The sequence below is a fragment of the Paenibacillus sp. RS8 genome (assembly GCF_041956825.1).
Classification (GTDB): domain Bacteria; phylum Bacillota; class Bacilli; order Paenibacillales; family Paenibacillaceae; genus Paenibacillus_AQ.
On record NZ_CP168131.1, the window covers coordinates 3112278 to 3128457 of the forward strand.

Consider the following 16180-nt stretch of genomic DNA (forward strand, 5'->3'; position numbering starts at 1 on the left):
GAACGATATAAATTGCATAGTAAAGCTATGCTAGCGGTTATAATGATTGCAATAGCGGCTACGATGATTGCAGGAATTGAAGGGAGATAATTATGAAGACTAATCAATGTAAAATTGTTGACTGCACCATTCGCGATGGGGGGCTCGTTAACAACTGGGATTTCAGCGTGGAATTTGTGCAAAATTTGTATGCCGGCTTGAATGAGGCTGGTGTTGACTATATGGAAATCGGTTATAAAAACTCCCCTAAACTGCTCAAAGGAGCAGAAGGTGCTGGACCATGGCGTTTTCTGAACGATGACTTCTTACGTAAAGTTATCCCGCAAAAGGGACATACGAAGCTTTCCGCTTTGGTTGATATCGGTCGTGTGGATGAGAATGATATTTTACCTCGCAGCGAAAGTATGCTGGATCTGATTCGGGTAGCTTGTTATAGCAAAGATGTGGAGAAAGCCTTGCAGCTGGTACAAACTTTCCATGATCTAGGCTATGAGACAACGATCAATATTATGGCTTTGTCTAATGTAATGGAGAATGAATTATTAGAAGCTTTCGAAATGATTCGTGAGAGCGTAGTTGATGTAGTATACATTGTGGATTCATACGGTAGTCTAGATCATAATGATATCAACTATTTGGTTGAGAAGTTCAAAACTCATCTGCCTAACAAACGCCTGGGCGTACATACCCACAATAATCTTCAACTGGCGTTCTCTAATACATTGATTGCTGCTGAGAAAGGTGTAGAGCTGCTGGACGCTTCCTGTTATGGAATGGGACGTGCTGCCGGAAACTGTCCTACAGAGTTGCTAGTGACTCATTTGAAGAATACTCGTTACACTTTGCGTCCTGTAATTGATATCATTGAACGCTTGATGATTCCTTTGCGTGAAAAAGAAGAGTGGGGCTATATCATTCCTTACATGATCACTGGAACGCTTGATGAGCATCCGCGTTCGGCTATGGCGCTACGCGCATCGGCGGATAAGGATAAAGCGGTTGATTTCTATGATAAGCTTACGACACCAGAAGTTAACTTCGGAGATAAATAAACCTGTTGTTCAGAAGCACTGAACCCTTTCATAGGGGGAAGTGCTTTTTTTATTGAATAAAAATTCTATAAGTTCCTCTAATTAAATTGTTCTTATAATTTTTCTTTAAGATGCGGACCGTCCCTATAAGGAAGTTGGAGGCATTAATGCTTGCCTGCTAGAAGAAAATGGTTTATATTTATGCAAGATTTATGAATAATCGCTATGAAAATACTACCTCACAAAAGAAATGTAACTTTAAAGACCGATCTAGCCGATATTTATACATAGGACAAGACTATACATAGTTGCTTATTAATAGACATCATTTTCAGACGCGAGGGACTTATGAGACAAGAAGAGAAAAAGACAATTCAAGCGGCTATTATAGGAGCCTTACTGTTCCTACTCATTCAAATTTTCCATACATCGCTAAACCGATTGGACAATTGGGATATTATTTCTGCACTCTACCTCATTGTCGGCTGTTGTACTGTTGCTTTTGGGTTTGCGATATTTGCACAGGGCTGGTTGTTCTTCTCTAGCAGATTATCTAAAGGAAGATTATATGTCGCTGCTCTTTTTGGCGGAATATGTATTATTGATTTCTTGCATACACTCGGTTTTGTAGCATTTCCATTGATATCATCATTTATTACCCCTGAGGAGTCAAGGTGGCTACTTACCTTTTCACGGCTATCCAGCGGGCTAGGCATATTGTTCATTTTTAGTAGAGAAGATAAACCTGTGACCGTCACAGAAAAAAGAAATGTATTCAGAATCGCCTTCATGTTGATTGTGCTCTTTATCGCATTATTTATATTTATCCACTCGGCAGTGCCGGAGTTGTTTACTAAGCCTTGGATGAGTACGATTAAACAATTCGTTGATCTGGGGGTACTGTTTGTTTACTTGGCGAGTGTCGCTGTCATTGTATTTCCTGGCAATAATGAAAAGTCAGCCTCGATGCTTGTTATTATTCGGGCACTGATTTTTTTCTCTCTAGGCCAGGCGTTTTTTATGACTCCCATAAGTGGAGGGAATATTGATGATCTCTTTGGGATGTTATGTAACGGAGTTGCATATTACCAGTTGCTTACCGGTGTGTATCGACTGACGATTGAAGAGCCATTTTACGAGAAGCAGTTGGCTGAAGAACGGATCAATTACTTGGCTTATCATGATGATTTAACAGGACTTCCAAATAGACGTCGGCTGACACAGCGTGTTGAAGAAATGATTGATGCTGGAGAGCCAGACACTAGTGATCAATTCTCAGCTTTGGCCATTATGAATATTAATCATTTTAAGAATATAAATGACTCTCTAGGTCATTATGCCGGAGATCTATTATTAAAATTGGTGTCTGAGCGGCTTGGTAATGAGGCTAGACCCAGTGAAGAGCTGTATAGTATGGGGGCAGATGAGTTTGCTTTTCTGATGACAGATAGAGCAAGTCTTGGAGAATGTTTGGAAAGGGCTGCAGAGTTGCTTAGATTATTTGAAGCCCCCGTTAATATAGACTCTGGTGAGTATCATATCTCGCTCAGTTTAGGGATGAGTATATATCCTGGTGACGGGGAAACGGCTGAACATCTAATTCAAAATGCGGATACTGCGGTTCATAATGCGAAGGAACAGGGAGTAGAGATTCGTCGTTATATCCCAGCCATGCAGATGAAGGCAAAGGAACGATTGAAGCTTGAAAATGATCTTCGAAGAGCGCTTGAACGTGATGAGTTCTATCTCGTATATCAGCCAAAGGTGCAGTTGGAGACGGAAGAGATTGTAGGAATGGAAGCATTATTGCGTTGGAATCATCCAAAGCGTGGTATTGTCTCACCAAATGAGTTTATTCCATTGGCTGAGGATAGTGGGCTGATTGTTCCGATTGGGGAATGGGTACTTAAGACGGCTTGTCTTCAAAATAAACAGTGGCAGTTAGCTGGTTATCAACCGATATGCGTCTCCATCAACTTATCTATGCGTCAATTTCTTCAACCGAACCTTGCAGGCAAGATTCATTCCATTTTGACCGATATTGGATTAGATCCATGTTATGTCGATCTTGAAATTACAGAGAGTATGACTTTGGACAAAGAAACGGCTTTTGATCAGCTGAAGCGTTTGAAAGATCTTGGTGTATTTATTAGCATCGATGATTTTGGAACAGGCTATAGCTCATTGCATTATTTGAAGAATATGCCGATTGACAGGCTGAAGATAGACAGATCGTTTGTCTCCGAGGTTATGGAGGATAGTAATAATGCGGCTATAGTCTCTACGATTACTTCTATGGCGCATCATTTGAAGCTTAAGGTTACAGCAGAAGGGGTGGAGAACAAGGAGCAATTGCAGTTTTTGCGCGAGCAGCATTGCCATGAAGCTCAAGGCTTTTTGTTCAGTAAACCTATTCACGCTGCTGAATTTGAGACATCTTTTTTGAAAAAGGCTCCCCTCGGTGCTTCCTTGTAAAATATAAGAAAGTATAAGTTTCACACCATACTCTATGTCTTATATTTCTAGCTAAACGCCTTTCGGCGTCCTTATAAGGACGCCGAAAGGCGTTTATGCTAGAACAAAAAAATGTTGATTTTTATTTATGGGGGTGATACAATAACTCTTGTACTCACTTTCTAATGCGGGTGTAGTTCAATGGTAGAACTTCAGCCTTCCAAGCTGATAGCGTGGGTTCGATTCCCATCACCCGCTCCATAATTTAAACTTCCAAATCCTTGCGATGCAAGGATTTTTTTATGTTTTGGCAGTTGGTTTTATTATGAATTGCGCTTAGATTATCAAAAAGCCAGGCTCCTCAACGAAGAGAAGCCTGGCTTTTTATATACACCTTTTCACTTAAACAGTTTTCAAGAACTCAACAATGGTGAGCAGTCCCTTATCAAAGTTCTCAAGGTTGAAATGCTCATCCGGTGCATGCAGGTTCTCATCATCAAGACCAAAGCCCATCAGGACCACGGGTGCTTCAAGTACACGGGCGAAGCTTTCCATGATCGGAATGGAGCCACCGTCTTTGGTGAAGAGGGCGCGGGTTCCGTATACTTTGCCGTAAGCGTCTGCTGCTGTTTGCAGAATAGGGTTCGATGGATCGATGTTAAAGGCACGAGCCTTCTCCATTTGCTTCACATGCACTTTCGCTCCGGTTTGAATATTAGCCTTCAGATGCGCCTCAACGGCATCAAGAATATGCTGTGGGTCCTGATCGCCAACGAGACGGCAGGTAATCTTCGCATGTGCTTCTTTTGGAATAACCGTCTTGCTACCTTCGCCTTGGAAACCGCCATAGACGCCGTTAAGCTCAAGTGTAGGGCGAGCACCAATACGTTCTACAAAGGAGTAACCTTCTTCGCCGTATAATGCATCGAGTCCAAGTCCTTCGCGGATTTTCTCTTCATTCACGCCTTGCTTCACAAATTCTTCACGTAGCATAGGTGAAAGTTCAGGTACACCATCATAGAAGCCTTTTACAGAAACACGACCTTTGTCGTCATGAAGAGAGCTGAGCAAGGACACGAGAGCATGTAGTGCATTCGGAACACCGCCGCCGTAAGATCCGGAGTGAAGGTCTGTAAGAGCTGTAGTCACGCTCACTTCAAGTGATCCTAGGCCGCGCAGTCCGGTGCAAATTGCAGGACGACCGCGTTCGAGCAGGGATGTATCGGAGACCAGCACCGCATCCGCAGCCAGCTTTTCTTTATTAGTTTCCAGGAATGGAGGCAGATTTACGCTGCCGATTTCTTCTTCACCTTCGATACAGAGCTTGATGTTAACAGGAAGAGTACCTTCCTGTTTCAGGATCGCTTCAATTGCTTTGAGGTGAATGAATACTTGTCCTTTGTCATCCGTTGCTCCGCGTGCATATAGCTTGCCCTCACGGATTTCTGGTTCGAATGGAGGTGTGGTCCACAGGTTTAGTGGATCTACTGGCTGCACATCGTAGTGGCCGTATACAAGAATGGTTGGCTTACCCGGAGCATGAAGATAATCAGCATATATGACGGGATGTCCCGCTGTCGGATGAAGTTCAATGTTCTCAAGTCCGGCTTTCTTTAGTGTGTCCGTCAGCCAATGGGCTGCAGCTAGTACATCGTCCTTATGCTCAGACAAGGCAGAAATACTTGGAATCTTGAGCCATTGTTTTAGTTCTTCGAGATGTTCATCCCGGTGCGTTGAAAAATACGTTTCGTATGACATAGTGGGTATGTACCTCCTTAAGTTTTGCTGCGCAAAACCGGCTTCGTAAGCGCCTGGGCATGAGCTTTATCGCCATGCGTGACCGTCTTGTTTAGCATTCTATAGGAATCATTATACTGGAGAACTCATTATGGATCAAAAGCGATTAGAAAGACGTCTTATCTGGTCTTCGTGACCGGAGCTTTTTTTCGTAATTAATAGTTCTTTTCCGGTTGTTGATTACTAACAGTAACCATGATAAGCTGGATAAGCTTAAGGGACAAGAAGGTCTATTACATGCTTAAGTTACATGGAGGTAACTACAGTTGGAACATTCAATGGACGAACCCATTCGCTTAATGCCAACGCTGGAGGATTGCTCCATCACCCGCCAAATTCTGGACAGGGTTGGGGACAAATGGAGTGTGCTCATTGTTGTGAATTTGGGTGCAAAGGCACTGCGGTTTAAAGAACTGCAGCGGCGTTGTAGTGGTATATCACAACGGATGCTGACCCAGACGCTCCGTCATTTAGAACGAGACGGTATAGTTTGGCGTAAAGTCACGCCTACGGTACCTTTGACTGTTGAATACGGTCTAACAAGACTAGGAGAGTCCCTGCTAGATCCTCTAACTTCCCTAGTGGAATGGGTCAATAGGAACAATGCTGAAATCGCTAAGGCGCGTATTGGTTATGATCGTCAGCACGAAACGCAGGAGTAGCAAGCTAACATTACAATTTACTGGGATAGAGGATGGATTATTTTGCTAAAGAAAAGTGAAAAAAACACATTTATATATACGTATACCTGTTCAGAGGACGAGTTATCACTATGTCAGATGGAGCTTCGTTGTCTTTTTGGAGAGGAAGTACCTTCTTCAATCTTTAAGAGTGAGGTAGAAGTGGATGTAAGCCGCAGTCCCTTCATTAAAGAGCGAGTTGATGTCATGTACGAGGGAGACAGCTTGCCTGAGATTTATGATCAGACGGAGCAGGTGGAGCTTGGGGGTAAGACGTTTAAGGTTATTTTTGTAAAGACCAATGATCTGACTCCTGCGGACAAAATAGAATATGATGAGCGTAGAGTGATCGAACGAGAAATCGGGCTGCGTATTGAAGGAGAGGCGGATGTAAACCACCCTGAGTTGGTATACGGTATTGTTACGCTGGGCGGTCGCTGGTACTTTGGATCTTATCATAAGAACAAGGCCACCTGGTTCCGTCAGATGAAAAAACCGCGCAGCTACTCTATTGCGCTTAGTACACGAGTGGCCAGAGCAGCGGTCAATATAGCCGTTCCGAACCCGGAAGGTGTGCGAGCAATTGATCCTTGCTGCGGCATCGGAACCGTGATGGTAGAAGCACTGTCGATGGGAATCAATATGGTCGGACGTGACATTAACCCTCAGATCGCGATCGGTGCCAGAACGAATATTGCCCATTTTGGATTCACTAGTGAGGTAACGCTTGGGGATATTGCTGACATTACTGAACATTACGATGTAGCTATTGTAGATATGCCTTATAATCTATATTCTAGTATTACACCCGAGGAACAGTTTGCTATTCTAGTGAATGCTCGCCGGATTGCTGACCGTGTGGTGATCGTTGCGATTGAACCGATGGATGAGATGATCACGGAAGCTGGATTTACGATTATAGACCGTTGTGAAGCTAAAAAGGGTTTGTTCTCACGTCATTTAATGCTTTGCCAGTAATCCTAATGAAGGTATTTAAAAGGGGTGCAGCAAAATGGAGCAGAAATGGTTAACCTGGGCAAAAGAAATACAGGCCATCGCACAGACTGGTCTAACTTACGCTAAAGATGTCTATGATATAGAACGGTATCAAGCTTTGCGGGAGCTAAGTGTGGATATCCTCGCTAATTATACGTTCGAAAGCAAGGAGAGAATAAGACTCTCCTTTGCTAGTGAGGGTGGCTATGCTACTCCGAAAGTAGATATCCGCGGTGTTGTTTTTCAGGAAGACAGAATTCTGCTTGTCCGCGAGAAATTGGATGGAAAGTGGGCGCTTCCTGGAGGCTGGGGGGATATAGGGCTGTCACCGAGTGAGGTCGTTGTTAAGGAAATTGGGGAAGAATCAGGGTTTGAAGCGGAAGCGATTCGCTTGCTGGCTGTTCTGGATAAAAAATTTCATAACCACCCTCCGGAGCCGTATCACGTGTACAAGTTTTTTATTTTGTGCAGAATTGTGGGCGGCGAAGCGATGCAAGGAGTGGAGACTAGTGAAGTATCCTTTTTTGCTGAAGATGAACTGCCTGAGCTCTCAGTTGAGCGGAATACAGAGGTGCAGATTCGCATGATGTTTGAATATTTACGAAATCCAGAAAAAGTAGTAATATTGGACTAAGAACCTACATATTATATATGACTTCCGTAAAGTGTTGTTTTTAATGATTTAAATGTTGGGTAATAACTATTATGTAAGCACTTACAATGTTGGGCCGCTGAGCCTTTATATCTAAAAAAGTTCAATATTCTAAGTTTTTTGGGTCGAGCGGTCTACATTTTTTCCTCTACTGTGACGATAAGAATTTTAGGAGGGGATCGCATGGAACAAGAAAAGTTGAGCATTCCATTAAAACAGGAAAATGTGGTGCGTCCTGCAGAGGGCAATATTGCCACTGGGCTGGTTTGGGGTATCTTAATCAGCATTCCATTATGGATCTCTGTGATTGGCTGGATTCTGGGGTTTTGGCACTGAGCCATATTCTAATAATTATCTAACTCTAATAGTTGTATAGTATACATCAAAGGCGGTCTCTTCGTAACTGAAGAGGCCGCCTTTTTAGTTTCCTGAGTTTCTTAGGATTTCGTATATACTAGTCTAAAGTTCTCGCAAACGACCTTCATCTTTGAATCAAAAGGCTTCTTCAGAAATGCTAAGGATTCTCTGGTGAAAAACTTCTCATGCTCATAGCGCCACGACTCCAACGTTCTGTCATCTTCGCCTTCGCTATAGGCAAAGTCAGCGCCAACCTCATCAAAGGGCGTAATTTGTACTGCTGTCGTAACGATTACTGCTTGCGGATGGCCGCGGCCATCCAACAGAATACTATGTCGTCCAATTTCCGGTAAGGTCTCGTCATCGCAGACTTCATAAACCTCATAGTTTGAAGCGGTTCCTGTCTTAATCCCGCGGATGACCAGATCCAGCAGTTCATCGGCCATTTGAGGACTGTCGCCAAAGGCCCAAGCCTCGTAGCTATTCGCTGCTTGTGGATGAAGCTGGGTGTATTCTTCCCAAAAAAGCTTAATCTTCGTTTCGTTACTCATATTCGTATCTCCTTGTTTAATAAACGTTAGTGTCCAGCTGTTTCCATCCAACCCGCATAAAGATCATCCAATTGCTCTTGCACTACATCGCGTTCTTTTTGCAGCTCGGTGAGTTCTGTCGCATTGCTACTGATCTGTGGATCTAGCATTTTGGCATCGATTTCCCCAAGCTGCTCCTCAGCCTCTGCTATAGCCTTTTCCCAATCGAAAAGGTTGCTCTTCTTGCGGGAACTTGATGAGTTAGCCGTAGTCCCATTCACGGATCCGTTAGATGGAGACTTGCCGGAGCGTGAAATGATTCCTTCTGAAGAGGAAGGCTTAGGCTGTTCAGGAATAGAGACGGGTGCTGCTAATACCTGTTCAGCTTGCTTCTCTTTGTAATACTCATAGTTACCGTTGAAGACTCCAAATCGTCCACTTTCAATGGACCAGAGCTTATGGAACAGACGATTAATGAAATAGCGGTCATGCGATACGGCCAGTACTGTACCCGGAAATTCCTCTAAGGCTTCCTCTAGCGCCTCACGGGAGTCGATATCTAGATGGTTTGTTGGTTCATCTAAAATCAGCAGGTTTGGTTTGCGATGCATCAACACAGCGAAACGTAGGCGGGTCCATTCTCCTCCAGACAGATTCGTGATGTCTTTGAACACATCGGCACCATAGAACAGGAAACGTGCAAGCTGTCCGCGAGCTTCACCTTCCTCTAGTCCGGCCTCTTCACGGAAGTAGCGGAGTACAGATTGTTTGTTATTGTCAGGGACAGCCTCTTGCGCAAGGTAACCGACAACAGTTCTTGAACCCAGTGTACAGCTTCCGGTGTCAGGCGTTTCCTGACCTAATATAATTCTTAGAAGTGTACTTTTCCCTGCCCCGTTACCACCAATAAGCGCTGTAGTCTCTCCGTAGCGAAGCACTTCGTTTGCGTCAGTAAACAGGCTTCGTGCTCCATAGGCTTTACCGATATCCTCCAGAATGACGACCTGGTTCCCGGAGCGATCGTTTTGCTGCAGCTGCAAATCCATCGATTTTCGCTCTAGAATAGGACGTTTAACCTTCACCATACGATCCAGTGCTTTTTGCATGGAAGCTGCTCTCCGATAAAAGGCAGGGTTAGGAGGCGTCCCGCGATTCCCGAATTCTATGAGGCGTTTGATGCTCTCCTGCATTTGTTTTATTTTTTTCTGCTGTTCTTGATAATTAGCGAATTGTTGAAGCAGGCGTGTTTCCTTCTCTACTTGATAGCCGCTGTAGTTGGTATGGAAGGTAAAAGCCTCGCCATCCTCAATCTCGATCACTTTCTTGACTACAGCATCGAGGAAGTAACGATCATGGGAAATGGCTAACACTGTACCGTCATAGCTCTGTAAGTACTGCTCTAACCACTCAATGGCGTTCATGTCTAGATGATTGGTTGGCTCATCGAGTAGAAGTACATCAGGTCTACGCAGCAGCAGTTCTGCGAGTCCGACTTTAGTTTTCTCGCCGCCAGAAAGTGAGGAGAAGAGTCGGCTATATTGCCCAGTTCCGATTCCTAGACCAGTGGCAACCCGCTGAATAGTGGATTCAATTTCGTAGCCTCCTGCGGTCTCAAATTTATCCTGAAGACTACCGTATTCTTTCAGTAGTCGATTCCATTGTGTTTCATCCGTTCCGGTATTGAAGGTGGACATTTCAAGCTCCAGCTCTCGCAGGCGTTGTTGCCACTGCAGAGGCTCAGCAAAACTGCGTTGTAGAACCTCATGTACAGTTTCTTTTTCGTTAAACTCTTGAATTTGAGCCAGCGTACCCACTACGCTGCCTTTGCGAATTGAGATTTGCCCTTGATCGGGGCGCTCTTCACCATTCAGTAAGTGGAAAAGCGTAGTTTTACCACAGCCGTTGCGGCCGATTAGGCCGATTTTTTCCCCTTGGCGGATATCGAAGGTGATGCTATTCAGTACTAGCTGTGCACCGTGGTATTTTTGAACATTTTGGCATTGAATAATCATATATATTCTCCTTTAAGAATGCCCTTTGCACCGCCAGAACCCTAAATCGAAACTGGTATTCTGTAAAAAAACCATAAAAAAAGACCGTAGGGAAATTTCCCCACGGCCTTATCATTCTCCAGTTAACTGATCCGTCCGGGTGATGGCAGGAAAGGCATTTCACAATTGTGTAGTGTTATTAAATTCATGGAAATGGACAGACTTCTCCCGTTATCGCCATTTACATGAGCAATGCCAGCTATCGCTTTAGGTAGCCGACTCATAACACTGTTGGTCCAATTGTGATCCATTCCTTCCACACCCCTTTCTTAACAAATTTAATGACAGTGTAAACAATAATCGGAAATTTAGCAAGTAAAAAGATGGCAGAGAGGGGGCTTACACTGCATAGAATATAAATCGTGGAATAATATGGTTCTATGTGGGGGAGATAATCCACTGAAATTTAACAGATGAAAAGGGGGAGCTAAATGGCGCTTTTTGACGGATTGATGGGGAATGCATCGCAAGTGAATCTGGCAGAAGTACAGCGGGAATACGCACAAATTCTTGCCCCTCAAGAGAAAATTGAACGAGCCTACAAGCTGATTAGAGATATGTTTATTTTTACGGACAAACGATTGATTCTAGTGGATAAACAGGGACTGACGGGCAAAAAGACGGATTATCATTCCATTCCTTACAAAAGCATCTCGCATTATTCCGTGGAGACGGCAGGACACTTTGATCTGGATGCGGAGTTATGTATCTATATATCCAGCAGCGCTGTGCCGCTCAAGAAGACCTTTAACAAATCCGTAAATATTTATGAGGTACAGGCGGTGTTGTCCCAGTATATTTTGAAATAGTTTCGTTAGACAGTGTAGCGCAGTACCAGACCCCCATAGGCAAAAGCGGCTAAGATGACTAATGCAGGATGCAGCTTAAGCCGCTTTATGGCAAAGAATGCGATTACGGCAATGAGCAGTGTTTGCCAGATTCCGATAGAGTCTGCAGGACCTTTCGCCATTGTCCAAGTGAGCACAGCCATCATAATAGAAATGACCGGTTGAACAAGCAATGTCATCCCTTTCACTACGGGGGATTGCTTGTATTTTTGCATGACCTCTAACAGGATAATAAGCGCTGCTGCGGAGGGGAGTACGGTCGCTAATAATGCCAGAATTAGTCCAATCCAGCTGTAGACATCATAGCCAACATAAGCGATTTTGGTAGCAATCGGGCCAGGTAAGGCGTTGCCTAGTGCAAGCATGTTGGAGAATTGTTCATCGGTTAGCCAGCCGTAATGGGGAACGATTTCTTGATACATCAGCGGAATAGAGGAAGGACCGCCGCCATAACCAAGCAGATTAGCCATGAAAAATCCGTATATGAGCTCTAACCAGTCCATCAGCTTGATCCTCCTTGTTGTTTCTTCGCAATGATCCGGTAATGAAATGCTCCGTAACCAAGGAAAAGTACAATTACGATAGCTGGATGTATTTTAAATATTTGTAACAGGAGTAATGCGAGTAGGGTGAAGGCTATGCTGAGAAATTTCCCTAGCCCTTTATAGGCTTTTTGCGCAAACTCATATGCCATTATTCCTAACATGACCGCAATGACAGGGGATACCCCCGCGATCATTCCAGCGACTACCTTCGAGCCACTTAAATAATTTACAGCAGACAACAGGAAGATCATGGCCATGCAGCTAGGTAAAATATGTGCCAGTACCGAAAGAATAGCCCCTTTAACTCCTCGAAGTTTATACCCGAGATAGGCCGCCATTTTGGTGGCAATAGGTCCGGGGAGTGCGTTGGCAATCGCCAATGTCTCTCCGAATTCATCATCACTTAGCCAAGTGTAGCGAGTTACCGCATCATGCCGGATCAATGGAATCACGGAAGGTCCTCCTCCATAGCCAACAATTCCAGTTCTGAACATGGCGATAGCTAATTGTACATAGTCGTTATGGATGAATATCACATGAGACCTCCCCTTGTTTTTAGAGCTCATTTTATACAATTCATATGTGTGAAGCTACGAGGTTGACTAGCGATTAACTAATCTTTGTGCATGGGACACAAAAAGAGGATGGTTATTTTGCGGTTTGGCGTAATCGATTGACAAGGGTTTTTTATGTAATGTTAAATGACATTAATTAAGCGAGAAGTTTATAGGGAGATGGGGAACATGGCGGAGAAACCCGTAATAGGCACAAAAACGATGGTCGTCAGCCCCCATTATTTAGCTTCGGCTGCGGGTGCACGCGTGTTGGAAAAAGGGGGAAATGCCTATGATGCGGCAGTGGCGATTAGTGCGACGCTGGCCGTAGTCTACCCACATATGACAGGGCTTGGCGGGGATTCGTTCTGGTTGACCTATAACAAGCAGGAGGCTTGTGTTCGGGCTTATAACGGAAGTGGACGGTCGGGTTACGGAGTTCGCAGAAGTTGCTTCACTGGCGAGAATGCCATTCCTAGGCGAGGGATTCGTAGTGCCATCACCGTGCCGGGGATGGTGGATAGCTGGGATTCTATGCTGAGTAAGTATGGCCGTTTAACGCTAGCGGAGGTGCTGGAGCCAGCCATCGGCTATGCTCAGGGCGGGTTTCCGATGTCGCCGGATCAGCGGAATAATACTCTGCTTGCTGGAGCGGCATTGTCGGCAGAGGCATCTGCGATTTACATGCCGGGCGGAGGGGTTGTATCTGCTGGGTCGAGATTTCAGCAGACACAACTGGCTGTAACACTGCGGACGCTGGCTGCGGATGGACGGGATGCTTTTTATAAGGGGAAGATCGCTGAAGATATCTGTGATTATATGCTGGCAGCTGGGGGTTATCTCACACGGGATGACTTTGCGGATCATCAGGGGGATTGGGTCGAGCCGATTCATACGGAATATCACGGGCATACGGTGTATCAAGTGCCGCCAAATTCACAAGGATTTACGGGATTGATGAGTCTTAATTTATTGGAGTATTTTAATTTCGGAGAAATCGAGCATGGCTCTTATGAATATTATCACCTGCTTGTTGAGGCGCTTAAGCTGAGTTTTCGCGATCGGGATAGAGTGCTTACAGATCCTGATTTCAGTGCTATTCCTTTGGTGCAGCTGCTGGATAAGAACTATGCAGGGCAACTGGCGTCTACGATCTCGATGCAAAAAGCGGCACAGCTGACAAGTCAGCCCATCGGGAGTGATACTGCATATGCTGCGGTTGTGGACGAGGAAGGGAATGCGGTCTCTTTTATTCAAAGTCTGTATTTTGAGTTTGGCTCCGGTGTGGTAGCTGGGAATACCGGGATTCTGCTGCAGAATCGGGGTTCATTTTTCTCGCTTGATCCGAGTCATATCAATACACTTGAGCCGCATAAGCGCAGCTTCCACACATTGATGCCAGCCATGGCCTGCCGAGAGGGCAAACCAGCGATTTTGTATGGTACACAAGGGGGCGAAGGTCAGCCTCAGACTCAAACGCTGCTCCTTACAAGAATGCTGCATTATGGAATGAATCCTCAGACGGCTATAAGTGAACCGCGTTTTGTATGGGGGAGAACCTGGGGGGAGCTTACGCAGGAGCTGAAGGTGGAGGGACGGGTAGCAGATGACGTGCTGGCAGGTCTGGCGGGAGCCGGTCATATAGTCCGGAAACTGGACGCATATGACGGGATCGTGGGTCATGCCCACGCGATTTCGATAGATGACAATGGATATCGTAGTGGAGGGACGGACCCGCGCTGCGATGGCGCGGCGATTGGTTGGTAGGGTGGGATGAGAGTAGCTAGAGTTCGGGATGGAGGTAGGACATAGGCTGGAGAGTGAAAGGGATGGGAGAAAGCTTTGTGCGTTTGGATGTAGGTTCTCAGAGGGGGAGTTAAAGGTATTTTTCTAAAGACTTGAACTGAAGATTTGAATTAAAGATTCAATTTAAAGATCCGTACTAAGCCTTCGACCTACGCCCTAGAGCCAAGTCTTAAGCTAGACGTTAAGCCAAACCTTACTTATCTCGTACGCCTAATTTCGTCCTCCTGTTATTTCGGAGAAAGGGTTTACTGAAAAGTTTCTTGGATAAGTAGCATAAGAGATCTTAATTTAGCGTCACGAAAAGTTTTTAGACTAAATGATTAAGATTTTAGAAGTGTTGATTAGAGAGGTATGAATGAGAGTTTAGGAGAGGTGACTAAGATCAGAGATGGGATGTTTAAGATTTTATAAGGAATGGTGACGGGAGGAGGATGGAGCTATGGTTCTGGATAATCGGTATGGTGCGTTTATAGATCCCGAACTAACAGTCGGGAATTTAGGAAACGGGATATTGGACGGACTTACCTTTGCGGTGAAGGATGTATATGCGGTGGCTGGACATTGTTCTAGCGCAGGCAACCCAGATTGGCTGCGGAGCCACAATCCGCCTTCAGAACATGCGGCAGTAGTGCGTCAGCTGCTTCAATCGGGAGCGACGCTTCAAGGAGCAACTCATACGGATGAGCTAATGTACAGTCTGGGTGGTGAGAACCATCATTATGGAACGCCGATAAATCCAAGTGCTGCAGGTTGTATCCCAGGTGGTTCTTCCAGTGGGTCGGCAGTAGCGGTAGCCTCTGGCAGTGTTGATTTTGCACTTGGAACAGACACAGGTGGTTCTATTCGCGTCCCGTCTGCTTATTGCGGCGTATATGGCTTTCGACCGACGCATGGTGCTGTGGATATAGAAGGTGTGATTCCATTGTCGCCGCAATTTGATACGGTAGGTTGGATGGCTGACCGTATCGATGTACTCCAGAAGGTTGGGGAGGTTTTACTTGGTACTGGGAGCGGAGTTGAAGAAGAAACGATAAGCATGGAGGAAAAGGAAAGTCTAGAGAAGAGTAAAGACATGAGCTTAGAAACTAGGGTAGAGAAAAATTTAGAGAGTATAGAGATGAGTTTAGAAACTAGGATAGAGAAAAATTTAGAGAGTATAGAAAATGGTGCGGAAAAAAAGGTGAAGAAGGGACTGGAGAGTAATTCACAGAAGGCTAAAGTGGAAAGTTTACAAGAAAAAATGAAAACATTATTTGTTGCTACGGACTGTTGGAATTTGGTCGCTCCAACGGATGTGGATATTCTAACAGATGGACTGAACCACTTACGAAACGGTGCTTATCATACCCTCGATACTATAATAGCTCCCGAAGGTTTGAAGATCTGGATGGATATTTTTCGAGAGCTGCAAGGTAGTGAAATATGGGCAACGCATAGCGCCTGGATTGAGAAGGTAAAACCAGTCTTTGGGCCTGATATTGCAGCGCGGTTCTCTTGGGCTGCCAGTTTAGCGGGCAAGGACCATAGTATCGCTCAGAATAAGCGTAAGGAAATTTCTGCCCAATTACGCGATCTGATGGGAGAAGATAATTGTCTTGTGATTCCGACAGTACCTGGTCCAGCGCCACTGCGTGGAGGGGATTTGAGTCAATTGGAGGAGAATCGTAGTGGGGCGATGATGTTGAGCTGTATAGCTGGACTGGCAGGCCTGCCACAAGTGACATTACCCATGCGCTCAACAAATGGGGCACCGTTGGGATTGTCCGTTATCGCAGGACATGGTCAGGATCATCGGTTACTCACATGGGTGAAGGAGGTGTGGCGGCGGTCTTGAGATAATGGTTCTTAATGGTTCTTAATGGTTCTTAATGGTTCTTGA

At 45.0% G+C, this 16180-nt stretch carries 15 protein-coding genes and 1 tRNA gene; 10 read left to right on the forward strand and 6 right to left on the reverse strand.

Features of this window, described 5'->3' with window-relative positions; genetic code table 11:
- Positions 1–92 precede the first annotated feature (92 nt).
- From ACDZ28_RS15415 to ACDZ28_RS15425, 3 genes are all read left to right on the forward strand, one after another.
- The gene (locus ACDZ28_RS15415) at positions 93–1052 is read left to right on the forward strand and encodes an aldolase catalytic domain-containing protein (protein WP_170880320.1); all 960 of its coding nucleotides are present in this window, start codon (positions 93–95) and stop codon (positions 1050–1052) included.
- A 327-nt stretch (positions 1053–1379) separates the two neighbouring features.
- A complete protein-coding gene (locus tag ACDZ28_RS15420; RefSeq protein WP_042125140.1) occupies positions 1380–3506 on the forward strand; it encodes a bifunctional diguanylate cyclase/phosphodiesterase in 2127 nt (708 codons plus the stop codon).
- Between the two features lie 166 nt (positions 3507–3672).
- Positions 3673–3746 (forward strand) — tRNA-Gly (locus tag ACDZ28_RS15425).
- Positions 3747–3887: 141 nt separating this feature from the next.
- Here ACDZ28_RS15425 and ACDZ28_RS15430 read toward each other — a convergent pair.
- The gene (locus tag ACDZ28_RS15430; RefSeq protein ID WP_042125142.1) at positions 3888–5243 is read right to left on the reverse strand and encodes a dipeptidase; all 1356 of its coding nucleotides are present in this window, start codon (positions 5241–5243) and stop codon (positions 3888–3890) included.
- A gap of 305 nt (positions 5244–5548) precedes the next feature.
- Here ACDZ28_RS15430 and ACDZ28_RS15435 point away from each other — a divergent pair, with 305 nt between their 5' ends.
- From ACDZ28_RS15435 to ACDZ28_RS15450, 4 genes are all read left to right on the forward strand, one after another.
- The gene (locus ACDZ28_RS15435) at positions 5549–5944 is read left to right on the forward strand and encodes a winged helix-turn-helix transcriptional regulator (protein ID WP_375105114.1); all 396 of its coding nucleotides are present in this window, start codon (positions 5549–5551) and stop codon (positions 5942–5944) included.
- A gap of 117 nt (positions 5945–6061) precedes the next feature.
- Positions 6062–6940, forward strand: a complete 879-nt coding sequence (locus tag ACDZ28_RS15440; RefSeq protein WP_375105359.1) for a TRM11 family SAM-dependent methyltransferase — start codon at positions 6062–6064, stop codon at positions 6938–6940.
- A gap of 34 nt (positions 6941–6974) precedes the next feature.
- Positions 6975–7592, forward strand: coding sequence for an NUDIX hydrolase (locus ACDZ28_RS15445; RefSeq protein ID WP_339289711.1), 618 nt, complete (start codon positions 6975–6977; stop codon positions 7590–7592).
- A gap of 201 nt (positions 7593–7793) precedes the next feature.
- Positions 7794–7946: a hypothetical protein gene (locus ACDZ28_RS15450; RefSeq protein WP_170880319.1), complete on the forward strand. Its 153-nt coding sequence runs from the start codon at positions 7794–7796 to the stop codon at positions 7944–7946.
- A gap of 101 nt (positions 7947–8047) precedes the next feature.
- On the opposite strand, the gene ACDZ28_RS15455 is transcribed toward ACDZ28_RS15450, so the two are convergent.
- From ACDZ28_RS15455 to ACDZ28_RS15465, 3 genes are all read right to left on the reverse strand, one after another.
- The gene (locus ACDZ28_RS15455) at positions 8048–8518 is read right to left on the reverse strand and encodes an ASCH domain-containing protein (protein WP_339289712.1); all 471 of its coding nucleotides are present in this window, start codon (positions 8516–8518) and stop codon (positions 8048–8050) included.
- A gap of 26 nt (positions 8519–8544) precedes the next feature.
- A complete protein-coding gene (locus ACDZ28_RS15460) occupies positions 8545–10509 on the reverse strand; it encodes an ABC-F family ATP-binding cassette domain-containing protein (protein WP_375105115.1) in 1965 nt (654 codons plus the stop codon).
- A 122-nt stretch (positions 10510–10631) separates the two neighbouring features.
- Positions 10632–10799 (reverse strand): hypothetical protein, encoded by a 168-nt coding sequence (locus ACDZ28_RS15465; RefSeq protein ID WP_156114741.1) that lies wholly within the window; start codon positions 10797–10799, stop codon positions 10632–10634.
- 180 nt (positions 10800–10979) lie between these two features.
- Between ACDZ28_RS15465 and ACDZ28_RS15470 the strand changes: the two genes are divergently transcribed.
- On the forward strand, positions 10980–11357 hold the full coding sequence (locus ACDZ28_RS15470; protein ID WP_042125154.1) for a PH domain-containing protein: 378 nt from the start codon (positions 10980–10982) through the stop codon (positions 11355–11357).
- Positions 11358–11362: 5 nt separating this feature from the next.
- On the opposite strand, the gene ACDZ28_RS15475 is transcribed toward ACDZ28_RS15470, so the two are convergent.
- Together ACDZ28_RS15475 and ACDZ28_RS15480 are read right to left on the reverse strand one after the other, a co-directional pair.
- The gene (locus ACDZ28_RS15475; RefSeq protein ID WP_375105116.1) at positions 11363–11899 is read right to left on the reverse strand and encodes a chromate transporter; all 537 of its coding nucleotides are present in this window, start codon (positions 11897–11899) and stop codon (positions 11363–11365) included.
- Positions 11899–12477, reverse strand: coding sequence for a chromate transporter (locus ACDZ28_RS15480; RefSeq protein ID WP_339289715.1), 579 nt, complete (start codon positions 12475–12477; stop codon positions 11899–11901). Before ACDZ28_RS15480 ends, ACDZ28_RS15475 begins: the two co-directional genes overlap by 1 nt.
- A 207-nt stretch (positions 12478–12684) precedes the next feature.
- Between ACDZ28_RS15480 and ggt the strand changes: the two genes are divergently transcribed.
- Positions 12685–14262, forward strand: coding sequence for a gamma-glutamyltransferase (gene ggt, locus ACDZ28_RS15485; RefSeq protein ID WP_375105117.1), 1578 nt, complete (start codon positions 12685–12687; stop codon positions 14260–14262).
- Positions 14263–14740: 478 nt separating this feature from the next.
- On the forward strand, positions 14741–16135 hold the full coding sequence (locus ACDZ28_RS15490) for an amidase family protein (RefSeq protein ID WP_375105118.1): 1395 nt from the start codon (positions 14741–14743) through the stop codon (positions 16133–16135).
- Positions 16136–16180: the final 45 nt, after the last annotated feature.

Coding starts and splice junctions, on each gene's coding strand:
- ACDZ28_RS15465 (WP_156114741.1), bottom strand. CDS start 10,799: ATGGATCACAATTGGACCAACAGTGTTATGAGTCGGCTACCTAAAGCG.
- ACDZ28_RS15450 (WP_170880319.1), top strand. CDS start 7,794: ATGGAACAAGAAAAGTTGAGCATTCCATTAAAACAGGAAAATGTGGTG.
- ACDZ28_RS15445 (WP_339289711.1), top strand. CDS start 6,975: ATGGAGCAGAAATGGTTAACCTGGGCAAAAGAAATACAGGCCATCGCA.
- ggt (WP_375105117.1), top strand. CDS start 12,685: ATGGCGGAGAAACCCGTAATAGGCACAAAAACGATGGTCGTCAGCCCC.
- ACDZ28_RS15475 (WP_375105116.1), bottom strand. CDS start 11,899: ATGGACTGGTTAGAGCTCATATACGGATTTTTCATGGCTAATCTGCTT.
- ACDZ28_RS15430 (WP_042125142.1), bottom strand. CDS start 5,243: ATGTCATACGAAACGTATTTTTCAACGCACCGGGATGAACATCTCGAA.
- ACDZ28_RS15460 (WP_375105115.1), bottom strand. CDS start 10,509: ATGATTATTCAATGCCAAAATGTTCAAAAATACCACGGTGCACAGCTA.
- ACDZ28_RS15440 (WP_375105359.1), top strand. CDS start 6,062: ATGGAGCTTCGTTGTCTTTTTGGAGAGGAAGTACCTTCTTCAATCTTT.
- ACDZ28_RS15415 (WP_170880320.1), top strand. CDS start 93: ATGAAGACTAATCAATGTAAAATTGTTGACTGCACCATTCGCGATGGG.
- ACDZ28_RS15455 (WP_339289712.1), bottom strand. CDS start 8,518: ATGAGTAACGAAACGAAGATTAAGCTTTTTTGGGAAGAATACACCCAG.
- ACDZ28_RS15470 (WP_042125154.1), top strand. CDS start 10,980: ATGGCGCTTTTTGACGGATTGATGGGGAATGCATCGCAAGTGAATCTG.
- ACDZ28_RS15420 (WP_042125140.1), top strand. CDS start 1,380: ATGAGACAAGAAGAGAAAAAGACAATTCAAGCGGCTATTATAGGAGCC.
- ACDZ28_RS15490 (WP_375105118.1), top strand. CDS start 14,741: ATGGTTCTGGATAATCGGTATGGTGCGTTTATAGATCCCGAACTAACA.